Annotated in this window: 24 protein-coding genes; 15 read left to right on the top strand and 9 right to left on the bottom strand. The window is 60.4% G+C overall.

Annotated features, from left to right (window positions below; all coding sequences use genetic code 11):
* Positions 1 to 30 precede the first annotated feature (30 nt).
* The 5 genes from ACQY7U_RS19785 (at position 31) to ACQY7U_RS19765 (ending at position 4,120) form a co-directional block, all read left to right on the top strand.
* On the top strand, positions 31 to 264 hold the full coding sequence (locus ACQY7U_RS19785; RefSeq protein ID WP_428648227.1) for a hypothetical protein: 234 nt from the start codon (positions 31 to 33) through the stop codon (positions 262 to 264).
* 454 nt (positions 265 to 718) lie between these two features.
* Entirely contained in the window at positions 719 to 1,936 is a 1,218-nt protein-coding gene (locus ACQY7U_RS19780; RefSeq protein WP_428648224.1) for an NADP-dependent isocitrate dehydrogenase, read from the top strand.
* A gap of 137 nt (positions 1,937 to 2,073) precedes the next feature.
* The gene (locus tag ACQY7U_RS19775; RefSeq protein WP_428648221.1) at positions 2,074 to 2,682 is read left to right on the top strand and encodes an ABC transporter ATP-binding protein; all 609 of its coding nucleotides are present in this window, start codon (positions 2,074 to 2,076) and stop codon (positions 2,680 to 2,682) included.
* A complete protein-coding gene (locus tag ACQY7U_RS19770) occupies positions 2,679 to 3,485 on the top strand; it encodes an ABC transporter permease (protein ID WP_428648219.1) in 807 nt (268 codons plus the stop codon). The genes ACQY7U_RS19775 and ACQY7U_RS19770 overlap by 4 nt, the downstream gene beginning before the upstream one ends.
* A complete protein-coding gene (locus ACQY7U_RS19765) occupies positions 3,482 to 4,120 on the top strand; it encodes a glutathione S-transferase family protein (protein ID WP_428648216.1) in 639 nt (212 codons plus the stop codon). The genes ACQY7U_RS19770 and ACQY7U_RS19765 overlap by 4 nt, the downstream gene beginning before the upstream one ends.
* 27 nt (positions 4,121 to 4,147) lie before the next feature.
* Here ACQY7U_RS19765 and ACQY7U_RS19760 read toward each other — a convergent pair whose 3' ends face one another.
* Entirely contained in the window at positions 4,148 to 4,843 is a 696-nt protein-coding gene (locus tag ACQY7U_RS19760) for an aspartate/glutamate racemase family protein (protein WP_428648213.1), read from the bottom strand.
* A gap of 127 nt (positions 4,844 to 4,970) precedes the next feature.
* Between ACQY7U_RS19760 and ACQY7U_RS19755 the strand changes: the two genes are divergently transcribed.
* On the top strand, positions 4,971 to 5,378 hold the full coding sequence (locus ACQY7U_RS19755) for a hypothetical protein (RefSeq protein WP_428648209.1): 408 nt from the start codon (positions 4,971 to 4,973) through the stop codon (positions 5,376 to 5,378).
* On the opposite strand, the gene ACQY7U_RS19750 is transcribed toward ACQY7U_RS19755, so the two are convergent.
* Complete coding sequence (locus ACQY7U_RS19750; RefSeq protein ID WP_428648206.1) at positions 5,372 to 6,697, bottom strand: cyclic nucleotide-gated ion channel; 1,326 nt, start codon at positions 6,695 to 6,697, stop codon at positions 5,372 to 5,374. The genes ACQY7U_RS19755 and ACQY7U_RS19750 overlap by 7 nt on opposite strands.
* Before the next feature lie 226 nt (positions 6,698 to 6,923).
* Here ACQY7U_RS19750 and ACQY7U_RS19745 point away from each other — a divergent pair, with 226 nt between their 5' ends.
* A complete protein-coding gene (locus ACQY7U_RS19745; RefSeq protein ID WP_428648203.1) occupies positions 6,924 to 7,049 on the top strand; it encodes a hypothetical protein in 126 nt (41 codons plus the stop codon).
* A 74-nt stretch (positions 7,050 to 7,123) separates the two neighbouring features.
* Here ACQY7U_RS19745 and alaS read toward each other — a convergent pair whose 3' ends face one another.
* Entirely contained in the window at positions 7,124 to 9,781 is a 2,658-nt protein-coding gene (alaS, locus tag ACQY7U_RS19740) for an alanine--tRNA ligase (RefSeq protein WP_428648200.1), read from the bottom strand.
* Between the two features lie 293 nt (positions 9,782 to 10,074).
* The gene (recA, locus tag ACQY7U_RS19735; protein WP_428648197.1) at positions 10,075 to 11,145 is read right to left on the bottom strand and encodes a recombinase RecA; all 1,071 of its coding nucleotides are present in this window, start codon (positions 11,143 to 11,145) and stop codon (positions 10,075 to 10,077) included.
* A 316-nt stretch (positions 11,146 to 11,461) separates the two neighbouring features.
* Here recA and ACQY7U_RS19730 point away from each other — a divergent pair, with 316 nt between their 5' ends.
* Positions 11,462 to 12,385 carry a PfkB family carbohydrate kinase gene (locus ACQY7U_RS19730; protein WP_428648194.1) on the top strand — a complete coding sequence of 308 codons (924 nt, stop codon included), beginning with the start codon at positions 11,462 to 11,464 and terminating at the stop codon, positions 12,383 to 12,385.
* A gap of 90 nt (positions 12,386 to 12,475) precedes the next feature.
* Positions 12,476 to 13,408: a pseudouridine-5'-phosphate glycosidase gene (locus ACQY7U_RS19725; RefSeq protein WP_428648191.1), complete on the top strand. Its 933-nt coding sequence runs from the start codon at positions 12,476 to 12,478 to the stop codon at positions 13,406 to 13,408.
* Positions 13,409 to 13,471: 63 nt separating this feature from the next.
* Here the strand turns inward: ACQY7U_RS19725 and ACQY7U_RS19720 are convergent, their stop codons facing one another.
* Together ACQY7U_RS19720 and ACQY7U_RS19715 are read right to left on the bottom strand one after the other, a co-directional pair.
* A complete protein-coding gene (locus ACQY7U_RS19720; RefSeq protein WP_428648188.1) occupies positions 13,472 to 15,700 on the bottom strand; it encodes a DUF3772 domain-containing protein in 2,229 nt (742 codons plus the stop codon).
* A gap of 602 nt (positions 15,701 to 16,302) precedes the next feature.
* The gene (locus tag ACQY7U_RS19715; protein WP_428648185.1) at positions 16,303 to 17,274 is read right to left on the bottom strand and encodes a homocysteine S-methyltransferase family protein; all 972 of its coding nucleotides are present in this window, start codon (positions 17,272 to 17,274) and stop codon (positions 16,303 to 16,305) included.
* Between the two features lie 386 nt (positions 17,275 to 17,660).
* Here ACQY7U_RS19715 and ACQY7U_RS19710 point away from each other — a divergent pair, with 386 nt between their 5' ends.
* The 4 genes from ACQY7U_RS19710 to ACQY7U_RS19695 all read left to right on the top strand — a co-directional run bounded on the left by ACQY7U_RS19710 (position 17,661) and on the right by ACQY7U_RS19695 (position 22,063).
* Positions 17,661 to 18,866, top strand: a complete 1,206-nt coding sequence (locus ACQY7U_RS19710; protein ID WP_428648182.1) for a cell surface protein — start codon at positions 17,661 to 17,663, stop codon at positions 18,864 to 18,866.
* Between the two features lie 62 nt (positions 18,867 to 18,928).
* Positions 18,929 to 19,858, top strand: coding sequence for a DUF6384 family protein (locus ACQY7U_RS19705; protein ID WP_428648179.1), 930 nt, complete (start codon positions 18,929 to 18,931; stop codon positions 19,856 to 19,858).
* Between the two features lie 37 nt (positions 19,859 to 19,895).
* Positions 19,896 to 21,377 (top strand): hypothetical protein, encoded by a 1,482-nt coding sequence (locus ACQY7U_RS19700; RefSeq protein WP_428648176.1) that lies wholly within the window; start codon positions 19,896 to 19,898, stop codon positions 21,375 to 21,377.
* A 191-nt stretch (positions 21,378 to 21,568) separates the two neighbouring features.
* A complete protein-coding gene (locus tag ACQY7U_RS19695; protein ID WP_428648173.1) occupies positions 21,569 to 22,063 on the top strand; it encodes a hypothetical protein in 495 nt (164 codons plus the stop codon).
* 92 nt (positions 22,064 to 22,155) lie between these two features.
* On the opposite strand, the gene ACQY7U_RS19690 is transcribed toward ACQY7U_RS19695, so the two are convergent.
* Positions 22,156 to 22,584, bottom strand: a complete 429-nt coding sequence (locus ACQY7U_RS19690) for a VOC family protein (protein WP_428648170.1) — start codon at positions 22,582 to 22,584, stop codon at positions 22,156 to 22,158.
* A 96-nt stretch (positions 22,585 to 22,680) separates the two neighbouring features.
* Here ACQY7U_RS19690 and ACQY7U_RS19685 point away from each other — a divergent pair, with 96 nt between their 5' ends.
* Entirely contained in the window at positions 22,681 to 23,289 is a 609-nt protein-coding gene (locus tag ACQY7U_RS19685) for a TetR/AcrR family transcriptional regulator (RefSeq protein ID WP_428648167.1), read from the top strand.
* Positions 23,290 to 23,415: 126 nt separating this feature from the next.
* On the top strand, positions 23,416 to 23,811 hold the full coding sequence (locus ACQY7U_RS19680; RefSeq protein ID WP_428648164.1) for a VOC family protein: 396 nt from the start codon (positions 23,416 to 23,418) through the stop codon (positions 23,809 to 23,811).
* On the opposite strand, the gene ACQY7U_RS19675 is transcribed toward ACQY7U_RS19680, so the two are convergent.
* Positions 23,763 to 24,425 (bottom strand): helix-turn-helix domain-containing protein, encoded by a 663-nt coding sequence (locus ACQY7U_RS19675; RefSeq protein WP_428648161.1) that lies wholly within the window; start codon positions 24,423 to 24,425, stop codon positions 23,763 to 23,765. The genes ACQY7U_RS19680 and ACQY7U_RS19675 overlap by 49 nt on opposite strands.
* 450 nt (positions 24,426 to 24,875) lie before the next feature.
* The gene (locus ACQY7U_RS19670) at positions 24,876 to 25,763 is read right to left on the bottom strand and encodes an alpha/beta hydrolase (RefSeq protein ID WP_428648158.1); all 888 of its coding nucleotides are present in this window, start codon (positions 25,761 to 25,763) and stop codon (positions 24,876 to 24,878) included.
* Between the last annotated feature and the right edge of the window lie 163 nt (positions 25,764 to 25,926).

Genomic DNA, 25,926 nt, shown 5'->3' with positions numbered 1-25,926 from the left:
ACAATCAGATACACATCGAGAGACATCGCAATGCCTTATACAAGATTGGGAACCCTGATCGCTGGTGCCGCGTTTATACTAGGCTGCGTCCAGATCGCGATGGGCTTCGGCGTTGTCACCGGCGCAATTTCCGCAGCAGACCCGGTGCTTCTTCTGGGAAGTCTGACGGCGGAACAGGCTATCGACAGTGGCCTGATGAAAATCCTGGCGGCCGTGGCCTTTGGCGTTATTACCGAAATCAGCCGGTCCGTTGAGAGAAAATAGTCCATTTACCCAGGTCACCCAAACATTCCGGGTGACCTGCTTCCCTTTCAGTTTTTAAGGCTCATTCCCGACCCGTTCTTCCATTACACCAGTCACGCGCCGAAATGCTCGGATAGCTGCGACGTTTCTGCCACCGCCCGCCGATCCGGGTTCCTTCCCGTACAATTGAGATCCTCCCGCGCCCGAATTGTCGCTGCGCGCCGGCCTCACCTGTCCGCATCCGACCGTCAGGGCACGGAGTATCCCGTCCGCTCCCGAAATCAATCCCTCTCCCTGTCCCGCGAAATCCGTGGCGCGTCAAAATGGCAGTGTTTCGTCCCGGTCATCTTCGGTTCCCGTGTTGCACTTGCCAAAATAATTGTATACAAGCGCACACAATGATTTTCCGGTACAAGTCTACCGGGAACTTTCTCTTCGTTTGCATTCCAATTAAACCCGCAAGGCAGGGCGTTCCATGGCAAAGATCAAAGTCGACAATCCGGTTGTAGAACTCGACGGCGACGAGATGACCCGGATTATCTGGCAGTTCATCAAGGACAAGCTGATCCACCCCTATCTCGACATCGACCTTGAATATTACGATCTCTCGATCCAGAAACGCGACGAGACCGACGACCAGATCACGGTCGATGCCGCCAACGCCATCAAGAAGCACGGCGTCGGCATCAAGTGCGCGACCATCACCCCGGACGAGGCCCGGGTCGAGGAATTCGGCCTGAAGCGCATGTACCGCTCGCCCAACGGCACCATCCGCAACATCCTCGGCGGCGTCATCTTCCGCGAACCGATCATCATGCAGAACGTACCCAGGCTGGTGCCGGGCTGGACCCAACCGATCATCGTCGGCCGCCATGCCTTCGGCGACCAGTACCGCGCCACCGATTTCCGCTTCCCCGGCAAGGGAAAGCTGACCATCACCTTCACCGGCGAGGATGGTGAAGTGATCGAACACGAGGTCTATGACGCCCCCTCCGCCGGCGTCGCCATGGCCATGTACAATCTCGACGACAGCATTCGCGACTTTGCCCGCGCGTCCATGAACTACGCCCTGCAGCGCAAGGTGCCATGCTACCTCTCCACCAAGAACACGATCCTGAAAGCCTATGACGGACGCTTCAAGGACATCTTCCAGGAGATCTACGACGCGGAATTCAAGGAGAAATTCGCCGATGCAGGCATTTGGTACGAACACCGCCTGATCGACGACATGGTGGCCAGCGCCCTGAAATGGTCCGGCGGCTATGTCTGGGCCTGCAAGAACTACGACGGCGACGTCCAGTCCGACACTGTGGCACAGGGCTTCGGCTCGCTCGGCCTGATGACGTCGGTGCTGATGACCCCGGACGGCAGGACCGTGGAAGCGGAAGCCGCCCACGGCACGGTCACCCGCCACTACCGCCAGCACCAGAAGGGCGAAAGCACCTCGACCAATTCCATCGCTTCGATCTTCGCCTGGACCCGCGGCCTTGCCCACCGGGCCAAGCTCGACGGCAACGATCGACTGGCCCGTTTCGCCAAGACGCTGGAGAACGTCTGCGTCAACACCGTGGAGTCGGGCTACATGACCAAGGACCTGGCCCTTCTGGTCGGTCCGGACCAGAGCTGGCTGACCACCACCGGTTTCCTCGACAAAATCGACGAGAACCTCCAGAAGGCTATGGCGGACCTCTAGGCCGGTGTGTCTGCAAGAGAACCGGGACAAGACGCTCCGAAGTGTAACTTCGGAGCGTTTTCGTTTTCAGTGCAAGATTGTCCCTCTCGTGGCCTCGCGATAGGCTTCGATTCGCCCGAGGGCGATGGAGAGGACCGGTGCTGACACTCAAAGAGCTGAAAACGCCGCTGATCGGCCCGGTGAGCTTCACGCTGGAAAGGTCCGGATGCATGACCGTTTCCGGACCATCCGGGGCGGGCAAGTCGTTGTTGCTCAGAGCAATTGCGGACCTGGACGAAAACAGCGGCTCCGTTTCCCTCGACGGCATGTCGCGGGACAAAATGCCGGCGCCCCACTGGCGCAGGAAGGTCGCCTATGTACCGGCGGAAAGCGGCTGGTGGGCCGAGCGGGTCTCGGATCACTTCAACGCCACGGAAGACCTCCCCGGCCTTCTGGAGGACGTCGGCCTTGCCGAAGCCTCTTCCTGGCAAGTCGGCCATCTTTCGACCGGCGAGCGCCAGCGTCTCGCCCTTGCGCGCGCCCTGCAGAACAGACCGGAAGTACTGCTGCTTGATGAGCCCACTTCCGCGCTAGACCCGCCCTCTGTCGAACGTATCGAGAAACTCCTGAAAGATTGCCGGGCGAAAGGGACCGCCCTTTTGCTCGTCACGCACGACCCGGAGCAGCCTGACAGGTTGGGGGCCCGGCGCTTTCACATGAAGGACGGCCGCCTTCACGAGGACCGGGCCGAGGGAGTGAACGCATGAGCGATTACCACGCCCTATCCTATGTCGATGTGGTGGCAGCTTCCGTGTTCCTGATCGTGAACGCCGTCATTTCCATCCTCCTGAACCTCGGCCTGACACGTACGCTGATCGTCTCCGCGCTGCGCATGACAGTTCAGTTGCTACTGGTCGGCCTCGTCCTGAAGTTCATATTCTTTGCCGGCTCCCTGCTTTGGACGCTGCTTGCCGCCACCGTCATGGTCGCTTTTGCCAGCCGGGAAATCTGGGCGCGCCAGAACAGGCACCTGACGGGGCTATGGGGCCCCGGCCTCGGGGCCGGCGCCATGATGATCGCCGGGTTGCTTGTGACCGTCTACGCGCTTGCCGGACTGATCCGCCCGGACCCCGTCTGGCTGCCGCAATTCGCCCTGCCGCTCTTCGGCATGGTGCTCGGCAACACCATGACCGGCGTCAGCCTCGGGCTCGACACGCTGCATACGGCGCTCTCCCAGCGCAAACGCGAGGTGGAGGCCCAGTTGCTTTTGGGACGCAGCCGCTGGGAAGCGACACGCCCGGCCACGCGGCAGGCCCTGCGGTCCGGCTTCACCCCCATCATCAACGCCATGGCGGCCACAGGTGCCGTTTCGCTTCCCGGCATGATGACCGGCCAGATCCTTTCCGGTGTCGATCCCCAGGAAGCCGTGAAGTACCAGTTGCTGATCATGTTCCTGATCGGCGGAGCCACCGGCCTCGGTGTCCTCGGAGCAATCTACGGCAGTCTCTGGCGCCTGACAGACGCAAGGCACAGGCTGCGCCTCGACCGGCTGACGGGAGAAACCTCATGACAGACCTCTTTGGCGCCGACTATTCGGTCTATGTGCGCGCCGCCCGGTTGGCGCTCATGGAAAAGGGCGTTGCCCATGAGCTCCACCCGGTCGATGTCTTCGCGCCGGGCGGGCCGCCGCAGGAGCATTTGAAACGGCAACCTTTCGGCAAGATCCCGGCGCTGCAGCACGGCACCTTCACGCTTTTTGAAACCACCGCCATCCTGCGTTATGTGGACGAGGCTTTCGACGGCCCCGCCCTTCAGCCGGAAACACCGCAGGCAAGGGCTCGCATGACGCAGATCCAGTCGATCCTGGACAATTACGCCTACAAAACACTGGTCTGGGATATTTATGTCGAGCGGGTTGCCAAAACCCGCGGAGGCGCTCCTGCCGACGAAGTCAAGATCGCATCCGCGCTTGGGCTGGCCCGGACGATCGTTGCCACACTCGAAGACCTGATCGACCCGGGCAACTTCCTTCTGGGAGAGCAGCTCACGCTGGCCGACTGCCACGCCGCGCCGATGCTCAATCTCTTCGAGACGGCTGACGAGGGCAAGGTTCTCCTGCGATCCGCCCCGGGACTCTCCGCATGGCTCGAGCGGTTTCGGCAAAGGGAGAGCTTCCGCTCAACGGAGCCGGTGCCGAGAGACTGAATTCCAGTTTCAAAGTCCGCCTTGAAATCAGGCCTCCAACGCGAATTCAAGTGCCGCCTGCGCGTGCAGCACCGTCGTATCGAACGCGGGCACCTTGAAATCCTCCGCCTTCACCAGGAGGCCGATTTCCGTACAGCCGAAGATGACGCCGTCCGCTCCCTTGCTGGCTTCCTTTTCCACGATCTCCAGACAGGTCTGCTTGGAATCCGCCCAGACTTCTCCCCGGCAGAGTTCCTCGTAGATGATCCGGTGCACTTCCTCCCGGTCATCGGCTTCCGGCACACGGACCGTGATCCCGTGTTCCTTCTCCAGATGCCCCTTGTAGAAGTCCTGCTCCATGGTGTAGCGCGTTGCCAGCAGAAGCGGCGCCCTGCTGCCCGCCGCCTTGATCGCCGGGGCTGTCGCATCGGCAATATGAACCAACGGAATGCCGACGGCCGCCTGCAGCTCGGAGGCCATCTTGTGCATGGTGTTGGTGCAGATCACCAGGCACTCCGCACCGCCCCGCTCCAGATTGCGCGCGGCAGCGATCATCATGTCCGTTGCCCTGCCCCAATCTCCGGCGGCTTGAGCCGCCTCGATCTCGGCGAAGTCAAAAGACCAGATGACGCATTTGGCCGAATGCAGACCACCGAGACGTTCGCGCGCCATGCGGTTGAGGGTCTGGTAATAGACAGCGGTGCTTTCCCAGCTCATGCCGCCGAGCAATCCGATGGTTTTCATGCTAGCCTTCCCCCCGGTGTCGGCCGGTCAGTCGCCGGCAACAACATTTCCAGGGTTGAACATGGTTGAATCACTTTCTCAAAAGAACCGGTTTTCGAATATATTTCAAATCACTAAGAAGATTTTTTTGAGCCTTTTATTCGTATTGGCCCTTCAAGCCGGTGTCCTCGCCCAATCCGTCCACGAACCGGCCCGGGGAACGGCGGAACGCACGGACATTTTGAACGCAGTCCGCCCCATGCTGGAGGCAAGAGTGGGTCCTCCGGTCGAGTTTGTCGTCAACTGGATGCGGTCAGGCAACGGCTGGGCCTTTGTCCAGCTCAGCCCGCAGCGTCCGGGTGGAGGCAAGATTGATATTTCGCGCACCACCTATGCCGATGGCGCTGACTATATGGACGGGCTGGTGACCTTTGCCTTGCTGCGCCAGCAGTTTGACCGGTGGAACCTGATCGATTTTGCCGTTGGCCCGACGGATGTCTTCTGGCAGGGAGATCCGCTTTACGCGCAGCTGCCCCCGGGCCTCACCCCCTATTGAGCCGGGTCTTTCGCATCTTCGGGTTCGGAAGACTTCTTCGCATGCTCCTCCTCCCGCGGCGCGTCCTCTTCGGCAAAGAGTTCAGGCTCTTCCCGAATGTCGGCGGCGGAAGCAAAGACCCCTGCCTGAAGCAGTTCCTCCTCAGCCAGTTCGCCGACGACCTTCTTGCCCGTCAGCGCACGTTCGCGCGCCTCGGCCATAATCTTCTTGGCAAGGTCCGCATCCCTGTCCATGAGCTGCCGCAGGGCGTCGGCCTCCAGGACAAGAAGCTGGCATTCGCTGTAGGCAACGATTTTGGCGGTCCGGCGGGTCTGGTTGATCAGCGCCAGTTCCCCGAAAAAGGCCCCTTCTCCCAGATAGACCGTTTCATGATCCAGACGGATTTCGACCTCGCCGTCGGCAATGAAAAACATCCGGTCGGCAACATCACCCCGCTCCGCGATGGTTCCCCCCTTGCGCACATGCTGCGACTGCAGAAGTTTTGACACTTCGGCTATTTCTGTTGCCTTGAGGTCCTCGAACAGTGGCACCCGGGCCACCATCGACCAGGTGATCACGAAATCGCGGCTGTGGATCTCCCGCGCAAAGGCGGACGCGATGATGCCGACGGGCAGCGCAATCAGGCCGTATCCCATCAGCATCACCACGCCGCTGATCATCTTGCCCAGGTTGCTGACAGGCACGACATCGCCGTAGCCGACCGTCGTAACGGTGGTTATCGCCCAGTAGATACCGTGCGGAATCGACCGGAATTTCTCCGGCTGGTCGTGACGTTCGACCAGATACATCAGCGTTGCGGCCAGCAGGATGACGCCGAAGATGATCATGCTCGATCCCAGGAGCGCTTTTCTCTCCGCCGCAACCGCGGAAATCAGCGAACGCAAGGCTGGGGAGTACCGGGCCAGCTTGAGGAACCGCATGAGACGCAAGATCACGACGACGGTAACGGCCTGATTGGGCAGGAAGAGCACAAAAAGAAGCGGCAACGCCCCAACCAGATCAACCACCGCGTCCGGCTGCGCCGCGTAACGCAGACGAGACATGATCGGACCGTATCGGCGCAGCGGCGGATGCAGGTCCGCGACATAGAGCCTGCACAGGTATTCAACGAGGAACACGAAACCGCAGAAGAGTTGCACGAACACGAAGTGGTCGCCCAAGAACATGCTTATGTTGGGTACCGTTTCCAGCACCGCCAGCAAGATGTTGGCGATGATCAGAAAGACCAGGCCGTGCCGGACAATGCGGCTGGCAACCCGGCGCTTGCCCGTGTCCTCAAGGACTTCGTACAGCGCTCGCTTGAATTCCTGGCTGTGCACGGCGCACTCCGTTGTTGAACGCCCAAGGTCGTGGGAATACCTGCTGGTTTCCCGCGAAGAGGCCTCGCCTCCTTCCCCATGAATAACGGACCTGTGAACGGAAACAAAGCCTTGTGCCGTCCGGTCTCTCCGGATCCGCGCAAATCGGTGACCGAGAAGTGATTAGGCAAACTCGGCTCAGTTCCCATTTCCAGGATGTGGGCAACCGAAAGGAATGGAGGAAATAATGACTGTTGATGCCACCAAGGCCCGTGCCGGCGAAACGACGCCTCATCATGTCGTGCTGAAAATGCTGGTCGTCTCCACGATCCTTGCCGCCCTGGCAATGACCGCCACCGCTCTGCTGCATTGACGCGGACCGAGGCCCTGAATTGAAAAAAGCGTGCCCAACAGGCACGCTTTTTCACTGTCAGCTTCCCGAAAAACTCAAAGGCCGGCCAGATGCGCCTCGATGGCGGAAATCGCCACGTCGGCTTTCGACCCGTCCGGGCCGCCCGCCTGTGCCATGTCCGGACGGCCGCCGCCGCCCCGTCCGCCCAGGGCCTCGGACCCGATGCGGACCAGGTCAACCGCGCTGACCTTCTCGGTCAGGTCCTTGGTCACGGCCGTTACGATCGCCGCCTTGCCGTCGTCGGCAACGCTGATCAGAACGACCACACCGGAGCCGAGCTGGACCTTGGCTTCGTCGGCCATGCCCTTCAGGTCCTTCGGATTGATACCTTCGACCGTGCGCGCCATCAGCTTGAAGCTGCCGGCCTCCCTGACAGGAGTCCCGCCCTCGCCTCCGCCGCCCATGGCAAGTTTCTTCTTGGCGTCGGCCAATTCCTTTTCCAGCCGCCGGCGCTCTTCGATGAGCTGTGCAACACGGGCCGGCACGTCGTCTGCCCCGATTTTGAGAAGACCGGCGATTTCACGCATGCGCTTGTCCTGGGCATCCAGATAGGAGCGAGCTTCGGCGCCCGTCAGCGCCTCGATGCGGCGCACGCCTGCCGCGACAGCTCCTTCGGAGACGAGTGTCACCAGCCCGATATCACCGGTGCGCCGCACGTGCGTGCCGCCGCAAAGCTCCAGGGAATAGGGCTTGCCTTCCTTGTCGCCGTGCAGGGCCGTTCCCATGGAAACCACGCGTACTTCTTCGCCGTATTTCTCGCCGAACAGCGCCATGGCACCGGCCTCGATGGCATCGTCGACAGCCATCAGGTGTGTCTCGACCGGCGCATTCTGCAGCACGATCTCGTTGGCAAAGGTTTCAACGACAGCAAGTTCCTCGTCGCTCATCGGCTTGGGATGCGAGAAGTCGAAGCGCAGGCGTTCCGGCGTGACCAGCGAGCCCTTCTGCACCACGTGCGAGCCGAGCACTTCGCGCAAGGCTTCGTGCACCAGGTGAGTTGCCGAGTGGTTGGAGCGGACCGCGGTCCGGCGGGCATGGTCCACCTTCAGCTCCAGAGCCAGGCCCGGAGCCAGTTCGCCCTCTTCCACGGTGACGCTGTGAACGAACAGGCCATCCGCCTTCTTCTGGGTGCTGGTGACCTTCACCTTCACGCCATTTGCAAGCATTTCGCCGGTATCACCAACCTGACCGCCGCTCTCGCCATAGAAAGGTGTCTGGTTCAGGATCACGAAACCGCTGTCGCCAGCAGAGAGTTTGCTCACTTCCTTGTCGTCGGAAGCCAGCGCCGCAACGACGCCTTCGGCCGTTTCCGTCTCGTAGCCAAGGAAGTCGGTCGCGCCGTGCTTTTCCTTGAGCGCGAACCAGACGGCTTCGGTGGCAGCGCCGCCCGAACCGGACCAAGCGGCCCGGGCTTCGGCCTTCTGGCGCTCCATGGCCGCATCGAAGCCGTCGGTATCGACGCTGATGTCTCGGGCCCGGAGGGCATCCTGGGTCAGGTCGAGCGGGAAGCCGTAGGTATCGTAAAGCTTGAAGGCGGTCTCGCCGTCCAGTTGGCCGCCTGAGGAGATATCGGCAGTCGCGGTGTCGAGCAGGCCCAGACCACGTTCCAGCGTCTTGCGGAACCGGGTTTCCTCCAGTTTCAGCGTCTCGGAAATCAGAGCCTCCGCCCGAACCAGTTCCGGATAGGCCCGGCCCATCTCGCGCACCAGCGCGGGCACCAGCTTGTGCATCAGCGGTTCGGAAGCCCCCAGCAGATGCGCATGGCGCATGCCACGCCGCATGATCCGGCGCAGGACGTAGCCGCGCCCTTCGTTGGAGGGCAGCACGCCGTCGGCGATCAGGAAGCTGGTGGAGCGCAGATGATCGGCGATCACCCGGTGGCTGCCGGCAGCAGCGCCCTCCGCTTCGACACCCGTCAGGTTTTCAGACGCCGAGATCAGCGCCTTGAAGAGATCGATATCATAGTTGTTGTGAACGCCCTGCATGACCGCGGCGATCCGCTCGATGCCCATGCCGGTATCGATCGACGGACGCGGCAGATCGAGACGGGCCTCAGGCGTCTGCTCGTATTGCATGAAGACGAGGTTCCAGATCTCGATGAACCGGTCGCCGTCTTCTTCGGCCGTTCCCGGAGGGCCGCCCCAGATGTGGTCGCCGTGATCGTAGAAGATCTCCGAACAGGGACCGCACGGACCGGTGTCACCCATGGACCAGAAGTTGTCCGAGGTCGGAATACGGATGATCCTGTCTTCGCTGAGACCGGCAATCTTCTTCCAGAGGTCGAAGGCCTGATCATCTTCGGAGAACACCGTCACCAGGAGCTTGTCCTTCGGCAGGCCGAATTCCTTCGTCACCAGGTTCCAGGCAAGCTCGATCGCCCGGTCCTTGAAATAGTCGCCAAAGGAGAAGTTGCCGAGCATTTCAAAGAAGGTGTGATGGCGGGCGGTGTAGCCGACATTGTCGAGGTCGTTGTGCTTGCCGCCGGCGCGCACGCATTTCTGCGACGTGGCGGCGCGCGAATAATCACGTTTCTCCAGGCCCGTGAAGACGTTCTTGAACTGGTTCATGCCCGCATTGGCGAACATCAGCGTCGGATCGTTGCGCGGTACCAGCGGTCCGGACTCGACCACCGCGTGATCGTTTTTCTTGAAGTAGTCCAGAAAGGCGGAGCGGATTTCATTTACGCCGGTCATTCAGATCTCGCATCGATCAGGGTCCGGACAACCGGACCTGTTGAAACTTGTCGGACGTGTCCTTGCCAATCTGGCGCCACGCCGGAACAGCCTTTTAACTTTGACCTCCAACCCTGTCCAGCGGTTGCACGCACCCGCCCCAACGGAAACCTTCAGGAAACCTCAAGTCAGCGCATGCAGGCGGGGGTCCGAAACGAAGAAGGCCTTCTTCCGGATGATCGGAAGAAGGCCCCTGGAAGGCCGGACCCTGCGTGTTGCGTGTCCGGAAAGTCAGGCTATGAGCCGGGAAGCGCTTACTCGCCGTCCTCCTCGGAACCTCCGGCCGGATCGATAATCGCTTCGGCGATCAGACCGGCATTCTGCCGGATGGCGAGTTCGATCTCCTCGGCGATTTCCGGGTTCTCCTTCAGGAACTGCTTTGCGTTCTCGCGGCCCTGGCCGAGCCGCTGGCTGTTGTAGGAAAACCAGGCACCGGATTTCTCGACGATATCGCCTTTCACGCCGAGGTCGATCAGCTCGCCCGTCTTGGAAACGCCTTCGCCGTAAACAATGTCAAACTCGACCTGGCGGAAAGGCGGCGCAAGCTTGTTCTTGACCACTTTCACGCGAGTCTGGTTGCCGACCACCTCGTCCTTGTCCTTGATCGAACCGATGCGACGGATGTCGAGGCGGACGGAGGCATAGAATTTCAATGCGTTGCCGCCAGTCGTGGTTTCCGGAGACCCGAACATCACGCCGATCTTCATGCGGATCTGGTTGATGAAGATCACCATGCACTTCGACTTGGAAATCGAGGCCGTCAGTTTGCGCAGTGCCTGGCTCATCAGGCGAGCCTGCATGCCCGGAAGGCTGTCGCCCATCTCGCCTTCCAGTTCCGCCTTCGGCGTCAGGGCGGCAACGGAATCAATGACCAGAACATCGATCGCGCCGGAGCGGACAAGCGTATCGGCAATTTCCAGTGCCTGCTCGCCTGCGTCCGGCTGGGAAATCAGCAGGTTGTCGATATCGACGCCCAGCTTGCGGGCGTAAATGGGGTCAAGCGCGTGTTCCGCATCGATAAAGGCACAGATGCCGCTGTTCTTCTGGGCTTCTGCAACCGTGTGAAGCGCGAGCGTGGTCTTGCCCGATGACTCCGGTCCGTAGATCTCCACGATGCGGCCGCGCGGCAGTCCGCCGATACCGAGCGCTATGTCCAGCCCCAGCGATCCGGTCGAGACCGTCTGAACCTCAACGGCCTGCCCCTGGCCCATCTTCATGATGGAGCCCTTGCCGAAGGCCCGTTCAATCTGGCTAAGCGCTGCATCAAGCGCTTTTGTCTTATCCATCTGGCTGCTTTCTACGAGACGAAGTGTACTTTGCGACATGCTCACGCTCCTTATTCCATGATGGACGCGCCGTTTCAATGAGAGCCTTTGTACACTTTTTGTTCTCACCTGACAAGTCAGTAAAACCGATTGGTATTAAATAGGAAATCATTATTTGTTTCCAGTATGTTCTCATTGAAAAACGCTAAAATGACGCTACGTCAGTTTGGGCTCGGGAAATGCGAATGGCGCCAATCGGACAGAATCAGGACCGGTCGCGGGAAGGAGTTGCCGGGCCCTGTCCGATCTGGTAGCCCGCTCCTTTCATCGCCTTTGCGCCGGTCCATGGCCGGCCCTCATCAGAACGCGTGCTGCTGTGTTACCTTCTTCGCCAAATCCGGTGATCGCGATCGGTGCGATCCATCTCGATACGCTTGCCCATGCGACGGAAACCATCCGTCCGGAGACCTCGACCCCTGCGCGCTTCACGTCAAAGCCCGGCGGTGTCGCCACCAATATTGCCCGCGCGCTCGTGCGGCTCGGCGTCGACACCCGGTTGACGGGCCTGCTGGGCGACGACGGCGCGGCGGAACAGCTTCTCCGGCAGCTTGAACCGGAAGGGGTCCGGCTCTCCCTCATCCGCCGCCAGGGCTTTGCCACCGGCCAGTATCTCGCCCTGCACGACCCGGACGGAACGCTTGCCGCCGCCTGTGTCGACGACCGCATCCTCTCCGAGGCACCTTCGGAAATCCTTGACGATCTTCTGTCCGAGCTTGCTATGCACGCCACCGCAGACACCATCTGGTTTCTGGACGCCAACCTGCCAGAGCCCCTGCTGACCCGAATTGCCGGCCGGAAGGGCCCTGGCCTCCTTGTGGCCAATGCGGTTTCGGATGCCAAGGCTCCGCGCCTGAGGCCATTGCTCGGCCTGCTCGATTGCCTGTTCCTGAACCGGGGAGAAGCCGCCGCAATCGCCGGACTGCCGCAACAATCGGCCATGCAGGATCTTGCGCAGGCCCTGGCATCGGCCGGCCTTGCCGGATTTGTCCTGACCGGCGGCGCGGAGGATGTCCTGGTCTGGCATGACAGCACCCTTTCCGCCTTCCCGACCCCCACAACCGAGATCATCGATGTGACCGGTGCAGGTGATGCGCTGACCGCCGGAACCCTGGCGGCAATTGCCAGGGGATACAGCCTGCCGCAGGCAGTGCCTATCGGCCTGTCGGCGGCGGCACTGACCTTGCGGGCCACCGGCGCTCTCGCCGAAACCCTTTCGTGGGCTACTCTCGAAGGTTCTTGACCATTCGGACAAAATTCAAGCTTGGCGGGGCTGCTTCCTGCTCCTATAAGACCGCGATATCATGCCAGCCTCACCAGAAAGGCCCTCTCCATGACCAAACCTGCCTCCACCGCCTCTCTTCAGGACCTGATCGTCTACAATGACGAAGTCCGGGACGCCCTTGACGCCGGCAAGCCTGTCGTGGCGCTGGAATCGACCATCATCACTCACGGCATGCCGTTTCCGCGCAACGTCGAAACTGCGCGTCAGGTGGAAGCGGACATTCGTGCCGAAGGCGCCGTTCCGGCGACCATCGCCCTGATGGACGGCAAGATCATGGTCGGCCTGTCGGATGCCGATCTCGACCGGCTGGCACAGGCAGAAGACGTCATGAAGTGCTCGCGCGCCGACCTGACCTTCGCACTGGCGACCGGCCGCTATGGCGCGACCACCGTGGCCGCAACCATGATGGCGGCCCATGCGGCGGGCCTCAAGGTCTTCGCCACCGGCGGCATCGGTGGCGTACACAAGGGCGCCGAGCTGAGCTTCGACATTTCCGCCGACCTCGACGAGCTCGGCCGCACGCCGGTCTGTGTCGTTTCCGCCGGTGCCAAGGCTCTTCTGGACATCCCGAAAACGCTGGAAGTCCTGGAAACCCGGGGCGTGCCCGTCATTGCCTATGGCACGAAGGAACTGCCGGCCTTCTGGTCCCGTTCCAGCGGTTTGGAGGCTCCCTACTCCCTGAACTCCGCGGAAGAAATCGGGGCGCTTCTGAAAATGCGCGAGCGCTTTACCGATCACGGCGGCTTGCTGGTTGCCAATCCCGTTCCGGAAGCCGATGAAATCCCGCGCGCTGAAATGACCGGTTACATCGACGAAGCGATCCGGATGGCCGAAGCGCAGAACATCAAGGGCAAGGAAGTCACCCCCTTCGTGCTCGGCGCAATTCTCGACCTGACGAACGGCCGCAGCCTCGAAACGAACATCGCGCTCGTGCGCAACAACGCGCGGCTGGCGGCAAGGATTGCGGCGACGCTGGTCTAGGGTACGCAAGATCGGGCCTCGGGCGCCAGACAGCTTTTGCTCCTTTGTCGCCGCACCGGCTGCCTATGACCTTTTCTCCAGTGCGGCCACAAGCCTGTCGATGTCCTTGAAATGAACATCGCGCTGGGGAAACGGTATCTCGATGCCCGCCTTGCCCAACTCGTTGTAAACGGTCAGGTAGAGATCGGATTTGATGGAGAGGACGTTCTCGACATTCTTCAGAAAGCATCTGAGTTCGAAATTGAGTGAACTGTCACCCAGCCCCATGAACAGGACGACCGGCACGGGATAACGGGTAACTCCGCTATGCGCACGGGCGGCATCCACCAGGATTGTCCTGACTTTCTCCAGATCGCTTCCGTAAGCCACACCGACCGGCAGGATCAGGCGGCCCGACCTGCTGGAAAGCGTCATGTTCTTGACAGTCCCCGAGATCAGATCCGAGTTCGGTATGATGACATCATGCCGGTCGAAGGTTTCGATACGGGTGGATCGGACGGAGATCTTGCGTACGTAACCTGACTGGCCCGAGACTTCGATCCAGTCGCCTTCCTTGATCGGCCGCTCTATCAGAAGAATGATCCCGGAGACGAAATTCGAAACGATGGTCTGCAATCCGAAACCGATGCCGACTGACAGTGCGCCCGCCACGACCGCAAGGCTGGAAAGGTTGAGCCCGGCTGTCGACACCGCGATCAGCGCAGCCAGGGTCAGGCCGACATAACCGGTTCCGGTGACAACGGCAGTCTGCGCACCGACATCCATGCGCGTTTGAGGCAGAACGGAACGCCGAAGCACGTTTTTGAGCCACCTGGTGATGAAAACGCCAAGTGAAAAGACAACGACCAGAACAATCAGGGAATCGAGAGAAAGACGGATGTCGCCGAACTGCACACCGTTGATCAGCAGACCCCAGGCATCCACGATATCCGTCGCCCTGGCCCCCCAGGTCAGGGCGATGAGCGGCGCAAAGATGGCGGCAAGTGCGAGAACCAGTGCGATGGTCACAAGGATTGGCGCAGGGGCGGCATCGTCCCGGTTCGTTGCTGCTTTCACAAGTGTCTGCACCAGATGATAGAGCATGAAACCGAGGCCGAGTTGCGCCACCGTCATGATCATCGGGATTGTCGCGGCACGTGCCAGTGCGACATAGCCGGCCAGCGTCACGGTCAACGCCAAAACGGCTGAGGCTTTCATCAGCAGCGAGAGAAAAAACAGGAACCCGGAGTCCTGTGGTTTGACTGATGCTTCCTCCGTTTCGCCATCCTCTTCCACCTCGACGCGATCGCCGGGAGTGGGTGTTGCTCCAACGCCCTTGTTCCGCAGGATCCCTGCCAGAGCCCATTGCATGACAGCTGCCATGGCGATCAGCGGCACAGACATGACGGAAACCGCGGCTTCGCCGAAAGCATTGTCCAGCCGCAGCGTTTCCAGAATGATTTCAAGCATCATGAAGACGCCAAGCCCCTGGCAAAGGCGCAGGCCTAGTTTGGCCTCCCTCTCTTCCAGGTCCAGCAGCCGCCATCTTGTCTGTTCCGGTGCAAACAACGTGTGCCCGAGCCAATTGGCAACCACCATGACAAATGCAACGACCGGAGCGGCTGTGAGAGCAATCCGGATAGCGTTCGGATAAATATCCAATAGGGGGATCACAAGCAGCAACGCGATGGCACCGATTGTTGGCAGGACCAGAAAACTGAGATTGTAGACCACGGCCAGAACCACTGCCCGCACACCCGGTTCCTGCTTCAAGCTGCGATTGAGCAGAATCCTGTGAATGGGATGACGCAAAAAGAGCAGAAAAAGTATCCCGAAAAAAATCAGTCCAAGCGAAAGGGGAACGGTTTTGTCCAATTCCTTTGAGACGCTTGGCCGCGCCAGTTCACCTTGCAGGTCCCGGTTGAGCCGCTGCCAAAATTGTTCGATCTCTTCCCCTCCCTGGCTCCAGGTAGAAGGAAACAGTGGTGACGGGTTCCGGGACAGCAGGCTGTCGAGTTTTTTCGCCCGGATCTGCCGGTCGATTTCGCGGATGAGCACATTGGCCAGGTTTACGATTTCCCGGGCTTCCCTGATCGGGGCGTTGGCCTCGGCGAGCGCGTTGGTCAGTTCCTTGCGCCGTTCGGCAACTTCGGCAGGCTCCTCCTGTCCGTCCGATGGTGGCGGGCCGAGGGCTCTGAGTTGTGCAGCCAGTGTTTGCGCGTCAATGCTCCCGTCCTCAATGAGGAGCGCGTTACTTTCGCGCACTTCAACAAGCTGTTTCCGGAGCAGATCAAGGGTTCTGGTCGAGACCATTCCCTGTTCCAGGGCATTCGATGCACGCTTGAACAGGTCCAGTACGGTTGGTTGCGAGGAAACCGGATTCAAATCTGTTTCTTGGGCAAATCCGCTTTCCACGGGCAGATGGAATGATACGAACGAAACCAGTAGAAACAACAAGACAATGGACTTGAATGGCTTCATGAAACCCGCCTTACGAAAAAGAGTGTGTTCTGACCAAGACTGACCGTCTTTTTCCGCCAGTCAATCCGACCGACGAATGTCACGCTCGCAGCACATATTACGATCGGCCCAAAAGCCCCATTCCTGAATTGAACCTTTCCCGCTGGAACATTCTTGTTGCAGTACCAAAACGGAGGTTGCGTGGTTTCAGCGGAAGGCCCAAACCTGCCGCTGCAGCTTGACCGCGTCCCGGGCACACCTCATTGCGCCGGTATTTCACCGGTATCGAAAGCCAATACACCGGGCAAGAGGCGGCACCGGCAGGTTTCCGATCTGATTGCGCACTGGGCGTGGAAGATCACCCGTGCGTTTCCAGGTCCGGCGAAGGCACTTCGGCAAGCGATACGAAGAAATGGCCACCGTCAAATGGAGCTGCCCTTTGCCGGCCGCCGGATTTATTCGGCAGTCTCCGGATCACCCGTCTTCTGAGCTTTGACAAACCGTGCAATTTCCCTGAGATGCCGGTCCCACGAGCCGCAGCAACCTCCCCACATGTCGATGTGCGGATAGCGGCGCGCAAGATCTCCCATCAATTGCCCCAGTTCGACCGGATCGCCTTCCTCGATATGGCCCAGCTTGCACAGGGCGACCTTCTCCATCTTGGCCGCGTTGGGGCGCAGGGACCGTACCCTGCTGATCCAGTTGCCTGGTTCCAGCGCCGGTTCGAATTCAACCGGGTGAGAGCAATTGATGCCATAAAAGTCCGGTTTTGCCTCTCCGGCCTCCGCATCCGTTGCCTCGATGGCCTGTTTGAGGCTGGGGCCGGATTTCAACCGGCTGGAACTGTCGAGCGTGAAGGAGACCGTTACCGGCAGTCCGATCCGGTGAGCCGCGCGGCTGATGCCGACGGCCTCCGGCACATTGTTGAATGTGGCCGCCCACACCAGATCGACGCCGCAGTCCTTCAGGGTCTGAAGCTGGACGGAATGGTATTCTTCGGCAGCCTCTGCGGTGATTTCCCGATTGAGCGCATAGGCATCGCCCCGCGGTCCGCTGCACCCGCAGATCCTGATCGCGGGCAGTTGGCCTTCGTAGGGTTTTGCAACATCGCGAAGAAAGCCGATGCAGCGATGCTGGAACTCGGCAAGCGCAGCCAGCGAATAACCGAGCTTGGTACCCCAGTCCGGACTGGCCCTGTAATCGAGGCCGGCCATCAGGGCTCCGAAGCCGAACTCGGCCGCGGTATCCAGATAGCGCCGGTACATGTCGCGCAGGTCGCTGACGGCTGCCGGCCTGTCGAGCAGTTCGAACATCGCGAACTCCCGCAAATCATGGCCGTGCCTGTAGAGAATTTCGGTCTCCGTGCCGCCTTCGCTGAGGTAAAGCAAGCCGGACTGCTGCCCGGGAAATCGATTGGAGGCGGTCATTGGTCTTTCCATTGAAAAGGCTATTGAAATCGCTCGCAGAAAGGCATGAAGCCAAAAGGCAACCTTTCCTTCGCACACATCACCTTACGGCAAGTTCCTCAGGTTTGCAGCCCGGCTGCGTTCAGGCCTCCCGCCAACGAGCCGTGAAATGGTTCCCGATGGCCGACGGCGATCTTCCTTTCGATATGACACTGTCGCAAAATCAGCATAATGAGATGGGAAGGAAGCAATGGCGGCGCTTGTGTTCTTCACAGTGAGGAAACGGCTAAGCCGTTGACAACTCGGGGTTACCAAGCCCTTACTGAGCGCTAAAGAAATTTTGCATTGGCAATATGGCAGAGGATCGCCCGACGGATCCCGCCCGATACAATACCAGGAGGTCGGCTATGACAGACGCGGCAGCACCAGAAACACCGGAAAACGCAACGGCGCCCGCGGGCGGTTTTTCCCCGCTTCAGTATCTCGACCGGGCCCTTTCCACGCTCCGTGATATCGGCATTACGCCCGAGTCGGAGACGGATGCGCCGATCAACGCGCTGCTCGAACAGATTTCCGACCTGTCCCCGGACAAGGTGCTGGTCATCACGCGCACCCTCGCCCAGGCCTCCAACTTCAACGAAGTGGTCCGTTCCCAGGTGCAGCAGATGGACATCGGTGAACGCTACGAGGAAATTACCAACGCCTTCAATTCCATCCGCGACGATGCCAAGACACTTGTCGACCAACTGGCCGACGGCAAGATCTCCTTCACAGAGAACCTTTCCAACAAGTGGCGCGACATGCGCCGCGGGACCATTTCAGACCGGTTCACCAACATTCGTGACACCTACAAGGACGTCGCCCGTGCCACCAAGGATCAGATCGAGCGTGAACAGACCATCCTGGAAGCCTATCGCGATTTCCGCGGCGCGCTGAAGCAGGCCGAAGTCACCGCTTTGGAACTGCTCAACGTGGCGACCGAAAAGCTGAGTGCTTCGAAGGCCGCGCTTGAAGGCGCCTCCGCTGAAGTGGAAGCCTATGCCGGTGACGATCCGGCCCAGAAGGCCCGTCTGGAACTGGCCCGGGACGAACGCCTGCGCGAGATGCAGGACGAGGAAAAGCGCTACCAGATCGCCAAGGACCTCTCCGACAACCTGACCGTCGGCTACAACACGTCGGAAGTGATCATGGCCCGGCTGGTGCAGACAACGAATGCCAAGGAGCGGGTCTACGCCCAGTCGGTCAGCTTCTTTTCCACCAACGAATCCGTTCTGACCGCTCTCAACGCGTCCTTCACCGGCCTGCAGGGCCTGCATGAATCGACCGAGACGCTGAACGCCATGAAGGAAGGCATCAACAAGAGCCTCGAAACCCTGGCGGAGATCGGCGACGCGGTCCAGAAGGAAGCGCTGAAGGCGGGCTACGGCCCGACGGTCGCCGCCGCATCGGTCAAGAAGCTGGTTGACTCCGTCGTCAATTTCCAGATGCAGTCCCGTGAAATCATTGACGAAATGCGTGAAATGTCGACGAAAAACTCCGAGGAGATCCGCAATGCGGTGGAGGACGGCAAACGGCGGCTTGCCAAATTGACCGCGCAAGGCAACGCGCTCTAATTCTCCTGAAATAAACGGGTCGGGGAACCTCCGGCCCGCCCGGTTTGAGAAGACAGGTATTCATGGCTGGCAAGACATCCGACGCTCCCCTCGACGATCTGATGATGGCGATGGACGTGGTGGATACGCTCCGCCATGAAGAAGGTCAGATCGCGAAAGAACTGAAGACCGATGAACGGGATGCCGCCATGGTCGAGCGGCTCCGGCAGGTCTATGCCGCCCAGGGGATCGAGGTTTCCGAGGAGATCCTGACGGCAGGCGTCGAGGACCTGAAGCGCGACCGCTTCGTCTATACGCCCCCTGCCGCCGGCTTTCAGCGCACGCTGGCGGTGGTCTATATTTCCCGCGACACCTGGTCGAAATGGCTGGCCGCAGCAATCGCCGTGCTTCTGATTGCCGTTGCTGCCTGGTACTTCCTCGTGAAACTGCCGGCGCAGCAGGCCGAGGCCGACCTTCTGGCGCGCCTGAACGCCTTGCCCGCCACTTACACTGAACTGGTGGAGCGCATCGACAGTCTGACCGACAACGCCGATGTTGAAGCTCAGGCCGGCACGATCGCCGCTGACGGCCGCCTGGCGCTCTCCGACGGCAAGAACGAAGCCGCGTTCAAGGCGGAAGCGGAGCTTCGCCAACTGGCTGGGAGATTGCAGGAAGTCTTCGAAGTCCGCATCGTGGCACGCGAAGGCGTACCCACCGGCATCAGCCGCATTCCCGACGCCAACCCGGACACGGAAAACTACTACATTGTCGTGGAGGCTGTGGATCCCGACGGAAATATTCTGAAACGGGAGATCCTGTCCGAGGAGGACAGCAAGACCACAACGGTCGACAAATGGGGGCAGCGCGTGTCGGAAAACATCTACAACGCCGTCCGGCGGGACAAGATGGAGGATGGCATAGTTCAAAAGGGCACGCTTGGCGAAAAACGGCGCGGCGAACTGAACATCAAATGGCGCAGCGGCGTTCAGGACGGAGCGATCACGAGATGGTAATTGAGAGGGCAACACCGCTCGCCCCGGAGGAATACACATGCTGACCGGACGCGAGACCCTCGGATCGATCGAGCAGTCGCTCTCTGATCTGCGGCGCGAGGAAGCCGAACTGACAAAGCGGATCGAACGCTCGACGCGCGCGCTCGCCGATCTTCAGGAAAGGCAGAGCGAAGCCTACCGCGATCTCGCCCGTTTTCGCCTCGACACCGATGCCGCCGGAGCGCTCAACACCCGCCTCGACAGTGCCGCCCGCGAGGCGCGCCGACTTCTGGACAAGCGCACGTCTGACTACAAGGTCCTGACCGAGCAGCTCCGTCAATGCGAAGCTGAACGCGGCCAGCTGCAAAAGAAACGCGCCGAACTGGACAGTGCCCGCGACGCGGCTGAAAACCAGATGGACGAGCTGATGGAGGCGGTTGACAGCCGGCTCGAAAAAGACAGCGCCTACCAGGACCAGCTCAAGGCGGCGGAAGCGGCTCAGGCAACGGCGGAAGCCGCCAGCGTCAAGGCCGAGACGTCCCGGCGGGACCGCGATGAAAAGGGCAAGGCCTATGACGACGATCCGCTGTTCGTCTATCTCTGGCAGCGCGGCTTCGGCACACCGGACTATCATCATCGCGGCCTGGTACGTTCGCTCGACGCCTGGGTAGCCGGCCTGATCCGTTACCACGACGCCCGGGCGAATTACGCCATGTTGACGGGCATTCCCGAGCGCATGACCAAACATGCGGAGCGCTGCGCGGAAACCGCGAGGCAGGAGCAGGAAAAACTCGCCGAATTCAGCCGCAACGCCATGACGGATGCCGCCGGTACCGACCTTGTCGGTTCGATCGAGGCCATGAGCGAGGAAATCGACGGCATCGACACCAGGCTCGACGAGCTGGACCGGCAGATCGAAACCCTGTCATCCGCGCTGGCAGATTTTTCCAGCGGCGAGGACAGCGACTTCAAGAAAGCGGAGGACCACCTTTCCGTCTCCCTGCAGTCCGACGACCTGAACGAGCTCTGGCGGGCGGCGATGGACACCCCCTCGCCGGAAGACGAAAAGATCGTGCAGCGCATCGAGGACCTGAAGGAACGCATCGAGCAGGTCGCGCGGGAAAGCCGGCAGGACAGGGAACTGCAGCGTGATTTCGGCCGGAGGAGAGCAGAGCTTTCCGATGTGATCAAACGGTTTCGCTCCAAGGGCTACGGCAGCTGGGAGTCGACCTTCTCCGACGACAGGCTGACGACGGTTCTCCTGGGAGAACTGGTCAAGGGCGCGATCACCGGCGCTGAATACTGGTCCCGCGCGGAACGTGCTCACAAGCGGCGTAAGCCGCGCGGTCGGAAGGTCGCTTTCCCGAACGGATCGGGTCTGCCGAAGTCCATGGGCGGTTTCGGCGGCTACGGCGGTTCCTCCGGCGGCTTTGCAGGGGGAAATGGCCGACCCGGAGGCAATGACAGTTTCGGTGGCGGCGGCTTCAGCAGAGGCGGCAGTTTCGGCGGAGGCGGCTTCAAAACCGGCGACCGGTTCTGAGCACTTAATGGCGCGGAAACACCACCCGCCGATGAAGGCACTTGCCTTTCGCTGGCCAAAAGGCTTCGTTAGGAGAGTTGTGAAATATTATTTGCCGGAATGGCCGGTGCACACATGCAGTTTCCTTGTGCCGGACCGATAGCTACTTTAGACCGGCGCCACGAATGAACCGCTAAACCTTGAGACTGCCGATGCGACATATCTTTCTGATCAGCCTTTGCACCCTTGCCCTTGCCGCGTGTCAGTCCGGTTCCTCCAACAGATCGTCCGCGCCCGACCAGCCGCGCCTTGAGGTGCCTGCGGGCGCGCAGAGCGTCAACATTGCCGCCTCGCCGGAAGCCGTCCGGTCCGCCCTGGTCACCAGTGCCCAGCAACGGGGCACGGTCGTTCTGCAGGACCAGCCCTACATGGTCGTTCTGGAGCGGCCGATGGACGGCGCAAATCCCGCACTCGATTCCGAATTCGGCCCGTCCGACAATGGCCAGCGCGTCATCCGTATTCGGGTCCGCTTCACCGGCACGCCGTGCCAGACCCTGGCGGTTCAGGACCTAGCGGTCATCAACAACGTGCGCACGGCACTGGAGCAAAGCTTTGTCCTGCCGGGCAACCCCAATACCATGCTGAGCCTTCAGGGCCTGAAGTCGCGTGCCGAACAGGGAAGCTCCTGTCCGCCGCTTTCTTCCTGATCCGAGCCGCACCAGTGCGAATGCATATGGCGTGAGCGAAGAACCGCTCACGCCATTTTCCTGTCCGCGGATGGCACCTTTCGTTTTCAGGTTCAGGCCGGCACCGCCCCGGGAGCATATTGCTTCAGGAATTCCGGGCTCGGCGGAATGGGTTTGATGACGTCGATCAGAACGCCGTTCGGATCCTTGGTGATGAAATGACGCTGCCCGAAGGGTTCGTCTCTCAAGGCCAGAAGGACCGGCAAACCATTCCGCCGGGCGGCTTCGTAGACACTGTCGACATCCTCAACCTCGAAGTTGAGCAGCAGTCCTCCGGCTCCTGCCCCACGGCCCTCTTCCGGAATCGTCTCGTGATTCTGGTCCAGAACGGCGAGGTTGATCTTGTCGTCGTCCTCGGACTGGAGATGCACATACCAGTCGGCTTCGAACATGGTCTTGAACCTGAAATTTTCGCGATAGAAGCGAACCGTCTCCTCGACCTTGGACGTCATGAGAACCGGATAATATTGCGTGCATTTCATCAGACTTCTCCCGATGTGCCTCAAACAGGCTTTTCCCACTCGACAAAAACACATACAGTATGTATGTAAATTTCAATTAACATACAGGCTGCATGTATGCAAGATGGAAAATCATCGCCCCGAAGCGCGCGCAGGACGCAGGCCGAACGGCGGGCGGAAACGCGCAAGGCGCTTCTGAACGCCGCCCGCGCGCTTATCGTAGAAAAAGGTTACGCAGAGACCGGCACGCCCGAGATCGTCAAGGCGGCGGAGGTAACGCGCGGTGCGCTCTACCACCACTTTGCGGACAAGGCGGACCTGATGCGCGCACTTGTCCAGCAGGAAGCGGAGGCCATCGCGGAGGAGATCGACGCCCGGACGGACACCGGCCAGACGCCTCTGGACGCCTTTATGTCTGGCGCAAAGGCCTATTTTTCGGCCATGTCCGTCGCCGGGCGGGCGAAGATCATGCTGCTGGAAGGCCCGACGGTTCTCGGCCCTGCGGAGATGACGGAGATTGATCGGGAAACGGGCGGAGCCACGCTCCTGGAGGGTTTGCGGCACGCGGCCAGTCACGGAGCCTTGGCGGATGTTCCTTTGGAGCCGCTTGCCGATCTTCTGTCCTCTGCCTTCGACAGGGCCGCCCTGGCGATTGCGAACGGCGGTGACCGCGATGCCTACGAAACAGCGACCCGGACGCTCCTGGCCGGAATTCTGACGGCCTAAGACGATCCCGCAAGCAAGGGCAAATTTTCCAAGCACAGTGCATCCATGTCGCGATCCTTCAAGACAGCTCTCCCCTCCTCTCCATAGGCTGCGCACGCATAAACAAAAACCCGACGAGAGGTCAAAGTGATTTTCAGATACACAATTCTGTACGTGGAAGACGTTGCAGGCACGCTCGACTTCTACGAACGTGCCTTCGCATTGAAGACCCTCTTTCTGCATGACTCCGGCGATTACGGTGAGCTGAAGACCGGCGAAACCAAGCTTGCTTTTTCTTCCAGAGAACTGATGAAGCAGCTTGGGAAGACGCCGGGGAATGCCGATCCGAAAGCGCCCGTCTTCGAGCTGGCCTTCGAAACCAACGATGTCGGTGGCGCCCTCGAAAGGGCGGTCAAGGCCGGAGCAAAGCTCGTGCAAGAGGCGCGCAAGGAGCCCTGGGGGCAGATCACATCCTATGTAAGCGATCCGAACGGTTATCTTGTCGAGATCTGTTCACCGGTCCAGTTGCCGAGTGCCGGCTGAGCCAAAAGATCGAGAACCGCGGGGGACCGGCGCAATTGCGCCGGTGATCCACCGAACCAGCGCAAGAATTCCCGTGTCATGTGAGCCTGATCGCTGAAACCGGCGAGGAAGGCGATTTCAGCCAGGGACAGACGCCCGGCAAGTAGGCCTGCCGCCTGCCGGGCCCGGCTCAACAGGCGCCAGTATTCGGGTGGCGGCAAACCTTGATCACGAAACCGCCGTTGCAATGTGCGAACGGCCACGCCCAAGTCGGTTGAAACGGACTGCACGGTGGCGCCGGGCAACGTCAAGGCAACAATTGCCGCTTCCAATCCGTTCGCCATTGCCAGTTCGTTACCGAGGATTTCCTCGGCACTCTCTGTCCGGCTTTCGATGGCATTCAGAACCCGGGGATCTACTTGGGAACCCGGGCGCAGCCGGTATCCGGTGATTTCGGTCCCCGGGGAAAGTTCCGCGGTCCGGGGCCGAAGGTCGAAGTCCGTCAGTACCACCTTCGCCCTTTTGCCCGTCTCCTGAATGATCAGCACATCCCGGCAGCCGTCCGGAAAAACCGGAGCGCGCTCGGGCGTCTCGACCATGTAATGCCACTTCTGGAGACCGGCTGTCCTGTTCATCTCCTGACCATTAGCAGGATGGCCATGCGGATGCGAGATGACACCATCATCAAACGGGGCCCTCGTCACGCATCCAACGCAAACTTTCAAGTCTTGGGGCGCACGAAGCCGAGCGAGGTGTCGACAACGTTGACAAGCAGGTCTTCGCCTTCACATTTCTATTTCGCTCCAAGGCACGGGGGCGTTCCCCGAATGCTTCAGACCGTTGACAAAGGCTTTCTCCCTGGCGCCGTCCCGGCCAGGCGAAGCGCGAGCCGGGACCTGAGGGCCGCAGAACCCTGTTTCGTTTTGCGAAAGTTTCTGCTTTTGGGCCAAAGATCCCGGATCTTCGCTCCGTTACGTCCGGAAATGCCAAGTCATGGTTCGTCAACACGCTGGTGCATTCCACGGATGCTACTTCTTGCCCCGGGAACAAGCCTCTGCACAGGTCGAGACCCACTGGCTTGACGGTCAGCTCTTCGAGAGGCGTTGCGCCAGAAATTTCAAGGCTTCTTCGGTAACGCTGCGCCAGTATTTCCAGTCATGCCCCCCATTGCCGACCCGCAATTCCGGACGAAAGCCGGCACGGCGCAGCTCAACGTACATGTCGACCGTTCCGTCGTGCAGCTTCCAGTAGTCGTCATCCCCCACCGCAAGGAAGATCGATGGCGGCTCCTTCATGGATGCCAGTTCGTCGAGATATGCGAACGGTGACTGTCTGTTGAATGTCTTCAGATCGAAGGTCTTGCCTGTGGTTCTGGGAAACCACTTTTCAAGTTCTTCTGGCGGATCATTGGCCGGGCCCGAGGTTTCCGACAGTCCGCCCGGCATCCAGATCCCGGGGCTCAGGGCAGCGACGGATGAGAATAGATCCGAATGCGCAAAGGCAAGCCGAAGTGCGCCATGACCTCCCATGGAAATTCCGGCAATCCCCCTATGCCGCACCTCGGAAAGGGTCGGATAGCGAGCGTCTATTTCCGCGACCAGATCTCGCGTTATGGCAGTCTCATAGTCGCCCGGCCCGCCATAGCGGGCACTGTCGACATACCAGCTCTTGCCTGCGTCAGGCATGACCGCAATGACCGGTGGAATTGTGTTGCTGTCAATCAAACGGTCGAGCGTTTCTTCAAGTCGCCCCCCATGCAACCATTCTTCCTGCCCGGCGCCGAACCCATGCAGAAGATATACCGTCGGATACCGTTCGCCGTCGGGTCTGTTTGTAGGAAGATAGATGCTGTAACGCATTTCCGTGCCCAGGGCAGCACTCTGGAAGGTCTGGTTGACCAGCACTTCGCCGCCCACAACCGGCCCTACGGTCGCAAGCCACCCCAAAAGGATGGTGAAAAGACGTGCGCACATGTTCAATGTTTACCATAGGGAAGATCGCAAGTCAGGCGCTGTGGACTTCCCGAGTTTTTCGTTCCCGGCCTACGTATTTCACGAAGGGCATCAGTCCGGAAAAATCCGGTTGTTGCGTTGTAATCGGAACCGTAGCCAGTAAACCGGCCAAGTGAGCGGCCGC

It is taken from the genome of Roseibium sp. (assembly GCF_050301095.1).
Taxonomy (GTDB): domain Bacteria; phylum Pseudomonadota; class Alphaproteobacteria; order Rhizobiales; family Stappiaceae; genus Roseibium.
This window is presented reverse-complemented; position numbering and strand designations above follow the sequence as displayed.

What these genes read in the sequence shown, in the direction of transcription:
- ACQY7U_RS19785 (WP_428648227.1), top strand. Translation starts at nt 31, where the DNA reads ATGCCTTATACAAGATTGGGAACCCTGATCGCTGGTGCCGCGTTTATA.
- ACQY7U_RS19780 (WP_428648224.1), top strand. Translation starts at nt 719, where the DNA reads ATGGCAAAGATCAAAGTCGACAATCCGGTTGTAGAACTCGACGGCGAC.
- ACQY7U_RS19770 (WP_428648219.1), top strand. Translation starts at nt 2,679, where the DNA reads ATGAGCGATTACCACGCCCTATCCTATGTCGATGTGGTGGCAGCTTCC.
- ACQY7U_RS19765 (WP_428648216.1), top strand. Translation starts at nt 3,482, where the DNA reads ATGACAGACCTCTTTGGCGCCGACTATTCGGTCTATGTGCGCGCCGCC.
- ACQY7U_RS19760 (WP_428648213.1), bottom strand. Translation starts at nt 4,843, where the DNA reads ATGAAAACCATCGGATTGCTCGGCGGCATGAGCTGGGAAAGCACCGCT.
- ACQY7U_RS19745 (WP_428648203.1), top strand. Translation starts at nt 6,924, where the DNA reads ATGACTGTTGATGCCACCAAGGCCCGTGCCGGCGAAACGACGCCTCAT.
- alaS (WP_428648200.1), bottom strand. Translation starts at nt 9,781, where the DNA reads ATGACCGGCGTAAATGAAATCCGCTCCGCCTTTCTGGACTACTTCAAG.
- recA (WP_428648197.1), bottom strand. Translation starts at nt 11,145, where the DNA reads ATGTCGCAAAGTACACTTCGTCTCGTAGAAAGCAGCCAGATGGATAAG.
- ACQY7U_RS19725 (WP_428648191.1), top strand. Translation starts at nt 12,476, where the DNA reads ATGACCAAACCTGCCTCCACCGCCTCTCTTCAGGACCTGATCGTCTAC.
- ACQY7U_RS19720 (WP_428648188.1), bottom strand. Translation starts at nt 15,700, where the DNA reads ATGGTCTCGACCAGAACCCTTGATCTGCTCCGGAAACAGCTTGTTGAA.
- ACQY7U_RS19715 (WP_428648185.1), bottom strand. Translation starts at nt 17,274, where the DNA reads ATGACCGCCTCCAATCGATTTCCCGGGCAGCAGTCCGGCTTGCTTTAC.
- ACQY7U_RS19710 (WP_428648182.1), top strand. Translation starts at nt 17,661, where the DNA reads ATGACAGACGCGGCAGCACCAGAAACACCGGAAAACGCAACGGCGCCC.
- ACQY7U_RS19705 (WP_428648179.1), top strand. Translation starts at nt 18,929, where the DNA reads ATGGCTGGCAAGACATCCGACGCTCCCCTCGACGATCTGATGATGGCG.
- ACQY7U_RS19700 (WP_428648176.1), top strand. Translation starts at nt 19,896, where the DNA reads ATGCTGACCGGACGCGAGACCCTCGGATCGATCGAGCAGTCGCTCTCT.
- ACQY7U_RS19695 (WP_428648173.1), top strand. Translation starts at nt 21,569, where the DNA reads ATGCGACATATCTTTCTGATCAGCCTTTGCACCCTTGCCCTTGCCGCG.
- ACQY7U_RS19690 (WP_428648170.1), bottom strand. Translation starts at nt 22,584, where the DNA reads ATGAAATGCACGCAATATTATCCGGTTCTCATGACGTCCAAGGTCGAG.
- ACQY7U_RS19685 (WP_428648167.1), top strand. Translation starts at nt 22,681, where the DNA reads ATGCAAGATGGAAAATCATCGCCCCGAAGCGCGCGCAGGACGCAGGCC.
- ACQY7U_RS19675 (WP_428648161.1), bottom strand. Translation starts at nt 24,425, where the DNA reads ATGAACAGGACAGCCGGTCTCCAGAAGTGGCATTACATGGTCGAGACG.
- ACQY7U_RS19670 (WP_428648158.1), bottom strand. Translation starts at nt 25,763, where the DNA reads ATGTGCGCACGTCTTTTCACCATCCTTTTGGGGTGGCTTGCGACCGTA.